General features: G+C 66.8%; 6 protein-coding genes. 2 read left to right on the top strand and 4 right to left on the bottom strand.

Annotated features, from left to right (window positions below; translation table 11 throughout):
• Positions 1–164: 164 nt before the first annotated feature.
• The 3 genes from BN423_RS06825 to BN423_RS06815 all read right to left on the bottom strand — a co-directional run bounded on the left by BN423_RS06825 (position 165) and on the right by BN423_RS06815 (position 2,777).
• Positions 165–986, bottom strand: coding sequence for an HAD hydrolase family protein (locus tag BN423_RS06825; protein WP_019239512.1), 822 nt, complete (start codon positions 984–986; stop codon positions 165–167).
• Between the two features lie 12 nt (positions 987–998).
• Positions 999–2,417: a citrate synthase gene (locus BN423_RS06820; protein WP_019239511.1), complete on the bottom strand. Its 1,419-nt coding sequence runs from the start codon at positions 2,415–2,417 to the stop codon at positions 999–1,001.
• A gap of 72 nt (positions 2,418–2,489) precedes the next feature.
• Positions 2,490–2,777, bottom strand: a complete 288-nt coding sequence (locus BN423_RS06815; protein ID WP_026089032.1) for an ACT domain-containing protein — start codon at positions 2,775–2,777, stop codon at positions 2,490–2,492.
• A gap of 289 nt (positions 2,778–3,066) precedes the next feature.
• Here BN423_RS06815 and rpmE point away from each other — a divergent pair, with 289 nt between their 5' ends.
• On the top strand, positions 3,067–3,513 hold the full coding sequence (gene rpmE / locus BN423_RS06810; protein WP_026089031.1) for a 50S ribosomal protein L31: 447 nt from the start codon (positions 3,067–3,069) through the stop codon (positions 3,511–3,513).
• Between the two features lie 377 nt (positions 3,514–3,890).
• The gene (locus BN423_RS06805; protein WP_019239508.1) at positions 3,891–4,619 is read left to right on the top strand and encodes an HAD family hydrolase; all 729 of its coding nucleotides are present in this window, start codon (positions 3,891–3,893) and stop codon (positions 4,617–4,619) included.
• 45 nt (positions 4,620–4,664) lie between these two features.
• Here the strand turns inward: BN423_RS06805 and BN423_RS06800 are convergent, their stop codons facing one another.
• A complete protein-coding gene (locus tag BN423_RS06800; RefSeq protein WP_071784272.1) occupies positions 4,665–5,177 on the bottom strand; it encodes a pyridoxamine 5'-phosphate oxidase family protein in 513 nt (170 codons plus the stop codon).
• Positions 5,178–5,531: the final 354 nt, after the last annotated feature.

Genomic DNA, 5,531 nt, shown 5'->3' with positions numbered 1-5,531 from the left:
TACGCCAAGTATCCGGCGAAGGAGCGAGCTCGCTACCTGCGGTTCCGTTGGCGCGCAACCCCTCGCTACTTCCGGGGGTGCCTATAAAACGCTCGTTTCGCGCATTCTGGGTTTAGCCCGCCATTTCGGGGCGTCAACCGGGGCGAGACGGCTCCGTCCGCCGCCTACCGCCGCTCGGCGAGCAGCTGCAGCAGGAAGGCGCCGACGCCGTCCTCGTTGTTGGTGGCTGCGATGGCGTCGGCGGCGGCCTTCGCCTCGGGTTCCGCGTTGCCCATCGCCACGCCCAGCCCCGCCGCCTCGAGCATCGAGGTGTCGTTGATGTTGTCGCCGAACGCGACGGCCTCCTCGACGGGGATGCCGAGCTCGCCGCAGAGCCACACGAGCGCGAGGCCCTTCGTGGCGCCCGCATCCGAGATCTCGATGTCGTTCTCGACGGAGCGCACGACGCTCAGGTCGGTCGCGCCCGCGAGTTCGCCCAGGATGGCGTCACGGTCGCGCGCGTCGTACCAGTACATGGCGACGCGCTCGATATGCTCGAGCCCCGCGAGGAACGCGCCCGTCTCGCCGTCGTAGGTCGTGCGCGAGCGGCGCACGGAGGCGAGGACCGTGGGGTCAGCGATGTACTCGCCGAGCCGGTCGTAGCAGCTCCGATGTGTATAGATGCGTCCGTCGGCGAAGATGTCGAACGTCACGTCGCGCCCGCGCGTGAGCTCGTAGCAGGCGAGCGCCCGCTCCCGGCCCAGGTCGACGCGGCGCATGACGGCTCCGGCGCGCAGGTCGGTGATCGCGGCGCCGTTCGACGTGATGGCGTAGCGCGCGGCGGGGTGCTCGATGATGGGCCGGGCGATGCCGGTGAGCGCGCGCCCGGTGCAGGGGACGAACGGGATGCCCGCGGCCGCGAGCGCGTCGAGCGCCGCGAGGTTGCCTGCGCTCACCTGTTTATCGGAGGTGAGGAACGTGCCGTCGAGGTCCGAGAATACGATCATGCGCCACCCTTTCTAACCGCGCTCGGCGAGCGGCACGTAGGGCTCGTAGGTCATGACGGAATTGTACGCGGGGCGGATGATGCGGTTCGCGCCGTAGATCTCCTCCATGCGGTGTGCCGCCCAGCCGGCCATGCGCGCCACAGCGAACAGCGGCGTGTAGAGGTCCTCCGGCACGCCGAGCATGTTGTAGATGAAGCCGGTGTAGAGGTCGATGTTCGCGCAGATGGGCTTGTCCGTGCCGCGCACGTCGCGCATCACCTGCGGCGCGAGGCGCTCGATGCGCTCGATGAGCGCGAACTCCTCGCCCAGCCCCTTCTCCTCGGCGAGCTTGCGGGCGTAGCGGCGGCAGAGCTTGGCGCGCGGGTCCGAGAGCGTGTAGACCGCGTGCCCCATGCCGTAGATGAGGCCGGAGCCGTCGAAGGCCTCGCGGTTCAGGATCTTCATGAGGTAGCCCGCGACCTCGCCGTCGTCGTCCCAGCGGCGCACGTGCTCGCGGATGTCCGCGTGCATGGCGGTGACCTTGGAGTTCGCGCCGCCGTGCCGCGGCCCCTTGAGCGAGCCGATCGCGGCGGAGTAGGCGGAGTAGGCGTCCGTCGCCGAGCTCGAGAGCACGCGGCACGCGAAGGTGGAGTTGTTGCCGCCGCCGTGCTCGGCATGGAGCATGAGCATGACGTCGAGGAGCATCGCCTCGTCGTTGGTGAAGTCGTCGCCCTCGCGCAGGATCTGCAGGATGGTCTCGGCCATGGAGTAGGAGTCGACGGGCCGCGGCACGTGCGCGCGCCTGCCCTCGAGCTCCGCCTGGCGCGTGGTGTGCGCGATGGCGGCGATGCGCGGCAGCCGCGCGAGCAGCGAGAGCGCCACGTCGACCTCGTGCGCGGGCGAGATGTCGTCCGGCGTCTCGTCGAACGCGTAGAGCAGCAGCACGGCGCGCGAGAGCACGTTCATGATGCTCTTGGATTTTGTGGAGATGGGGAACTCACTCACATAGCCTTTCGGCAGCATGCGCATGCTCGCGACGCGCTCGCGCAGGGCGTCGAGCTCATCCTGCCGGGGCAGCTCGCCCGTGAGCAGCAAAAAGACGATCTCCTCGTAGCCGAAGCGCTGCTCCTCCTGGGCGTGGGTCACGAGGTCCTCGATATCATAGCCGCAGATGGTGAGCTTTCCCTCGTCGGGCACGAGCACCCCGTCGACCTTGTTGTAGCCGTGCACGTCCGAGATGCGGGTGAGGCCGGCCACCACGCCGGACCCGTCCGCGTTGCGCAGGCCGCGCTTGACGTCGTGCTCGCGGAAGAGCGCCTCGTTGTAGGGCACCATGGCCGCCCCATCGTACAGGCGCTTCGTCGACGGCGTGATGGAACGGGTCTCGGCGAAGTTGACGGTCAAGCGCTCGGCGATGCCCGGGCGGTTCATATTCAGTTCGATCATGCTCATAAGCGGCCCCTTCAGATCGTGGCGCGGAGCGCGGCGCGAGGTGCGTGCGGCCGGCGCGCGCCGGTGCCCGCGCTAGAGGCGGTACATGAAGTTGAAGACGTCCTCGCGCTGGATCTGCACGTCCACGCCGATCTCCTGCCCGACGGCGCTCAGGCGCTCCTGGAGCTCGGCGAACGACGTCGAGGCGGCGCCCATGTCGGCGATCATCGTCATGGTGAAGATCTCCTCGATGATGCTCTGCGTGATGTCGCGGATATCGATGCCCTCTTCGCCGAGCACGCGCGACACGGCGGCGACGATGCCGGGGCGGTTCTTGCCGAGGACGGTGATGACGATGCGGTTCTGGGCGACTTCTGCCATGGGTGAGGCCTTTCTCTCGGGCTCGCGGGGCGCGTCGCGGTGCGGACGCATGAGTTCCTTTATACCCAATTGCCCGGCGCCTGCATCTTGCGCGCCGTTTCGTAACAGTGGGGCGCCGCCGGGCGGGGCGGTCGCTGCCCGCCGAGCCCCAGAAATCTGTAGGCTTTTTGCATGCTGGCAGCGCGGGGGATCGTGTGCTATTCTAATCCGGTTGTTTCTGCCTTGGTCGGAAACCAAGGCGCCTTATGTCCTGGTCGGTAACCAGGACGCGATGGTAAGGAGTCCCTGCATGAAACCTGGAATCCATCCCGAGTACATGGAGTGCACGGTCCGCTGCTCCTGCGGCAACACGTTCGTGACCCGCTCCACCGTTCCCGAGATCCGCGTCGAGCTCTGCAACGAATGCCACCCGTTCTACACGGGCCAGCAGAAGTTCGTCGACACCGGTGGACGCGTCGGCCGCTTCGAGCAGAAGTTCGGTGGCGCCGCCAAGGCCGCCCTCGAGCGCGAGGCCGCCAAGAAGGCCGCCAAGCAGGCCGCTGCCGAGGAGGCCGCTGCCAAGAAGGCCGCCGAGCGCGAGGCCAAGGCCGCCGAGAAGGCCAAGCGTGCCGCTAAGTACGCTGCCGAGGCCGCCAAGAAGGCCGAGGAGGCCACCGCTGCCGAGGGGGCCGCTCCCGCTGAGGAGGCTGCTCCCGTCGAGGAGACCGTGGTCGTCGAGGAGACGGCTGCCGAGTAGCATCTCCGCACAACCGTATCGGTATGGGACCCCGTCGCTTCCGCGGCGGGGTCTTTTCATGTGCGGCGCGGTACACCCCCGGCCGGGTTTAAGGCCGCCGCCTCACCTCAAAAGCGTCGCATAACTCGAGGGTGAATCCCAAATATGCGGTCCACCCTCGAGTTATGCGACCGTTTCGCGCAGCATCGATCGGCATGGGGCGCGCGACCGTTCTCCGCGGCGCCGAATGGTATGATTGAGGCGCGCGATCGCGCAACGCCGAGGGCTGCAGCCGCCCTCGGTTCCGTACTCGGGGGACGAGACAGTCCGGCATGTCGTAGAACGCGTCTGCGCCGCCCATCGACCGTCGCCTCTGGGATGATTCCAGAGGAGCTCTCATGAACATGCCTGTATCCGCTCCGCTCGATGCCTTCATCTTCGATATGGATGGCGTTATCGTCGACACCGAAATGATCGACCATCGCATTCAATGCGAATTTGTGCGCGCGGTCAATGCTGTACATGGCGAACCGTCAGACGAGGCGGGCTTTGCCTCGTTGGTAGGCGCGTCGTATGCGGCGCTCGACCGTCGACTTCGCGAGCTCACCCATTGCGCGTGGTCGGAAGGGGAGACGCATCGGCGATTCATCGAGTTCGACAAAGCTCAGCGCGCCGGGCTTGATTACGCGGCACTCTTCCGTGCAGAAACGGTCAACGTGCTCGATACGCTGAGATCGCGCGGCGTCGCGACGGCCGTGTGCTCCTCGTCTGCCTTAGCGCACATCGAGGAAGTCCTTTCGGCCTGTGGTGTCCTGGATCGATTCGATGTGGTGTATAGCGGTGAGAACGTTCCCCAGAGCAAGCCGCATCCGCAGATCTACCTCAACACCTTGGCCGAGCTTTCGCGCGTGGCGGGCGGCGAGGTCCGCCCCGAGCGCTGCATGGCGCTTGAGGATTCAACCTATGGAATCGCGGCGGCGAAGGCGGCGGGAATCGGCCTGGTGATCGCCTATGAGGAGACGCGCGTGGCGATCGACCAGTCGCAAGCCGATGCCATGGTGCATGACATGACTGACATGCAGCGGATGCTTGAGCGGTATCTTGGCTCGTTCCATGAGGGCGAGTAAGCGCTGCGCAAGGCTCGACTTACCGGCCCCCGGCGCGTCCGCCCATCATTTGGGCTGTCGCTGTTTGCCGGTGAAGTGATCGATCTCGATGCGCCAGACCGCTACACGGTCGAGCGCGGCATCCGGGAACGTGCTCGGCGCGTCGGGTGCCATGTGCGCCATGATGCGCGCGAGGCCACGTGCTTTGTCCTCGCGGTCCACGACCGGGAAGATGCGGCCGGCTCCCATGATGCTGCGATACGCGAAGGAATACGCGCACGCATAATCACCGGTGATGACGCCGTCCTCGCAGTCCATCTCGATGGCGACCTCGACGCCGTCTGCTCCATGTGCGGTAAACGCAGCGGCCTTGCGACCTTCGCCCGCCGAATGCAGCCAGAGCGTTAGGTGCGGCGCGCCCGCCTCATCGAGTTCCCAGTCATAGCCGAAGCTCACGGGCACGATGAACATGCCCTCATCGTCCAGCGCGCCCACGCGCACCGTCCGGCATGCTTCGACGATCTCGCGCAGCGCGCCGGGTTCGGTGACCGCGCGCTTGGCCAAACGCATAGATTTCATGGGCTCACCTTCCATGGTGTGGTGCTTTCCGGGCTCTTGCATCGCGTTCGCGTCCCGATACTGTGTGGGATTGGCGATACGTTCAGTATACGACGCATCCGCGCACGAAAACCGCAGGTCGTATTCGGCCGCGAGTGGCTTGTACCAGGCGAGCGGCGAATCTCACACAGTATCGGGGCTCGAGCGATCCGTCCGTGGCCGCGGGAGCCACTGCCTTCTGCTCTGCGCAGCCCGTCGTTCCGCGTAGTCCCGTGCCGCCCGTAGCATCCGCCGCCAAGCGCGCCCGCCAGGCCGCCCACGGGCGCCAACCCACCGCCCCGTGCCACCCCGCCGCCCGCGCGCCAGCCCTGCCTG

Source organism: Enorma timonensis (assembly GCF_000321165.1).
Classification (GTDB): domain Bacteria; phylum Actinomycetota; class Coriobacteriia; order Coriobacteriales; family Coriobacteriaceae; genus Enorma.
Note: the sequence above shows the minus strand (reverse complement) of the source record. Positions and strands in the feature narration are given on the sequence as shown.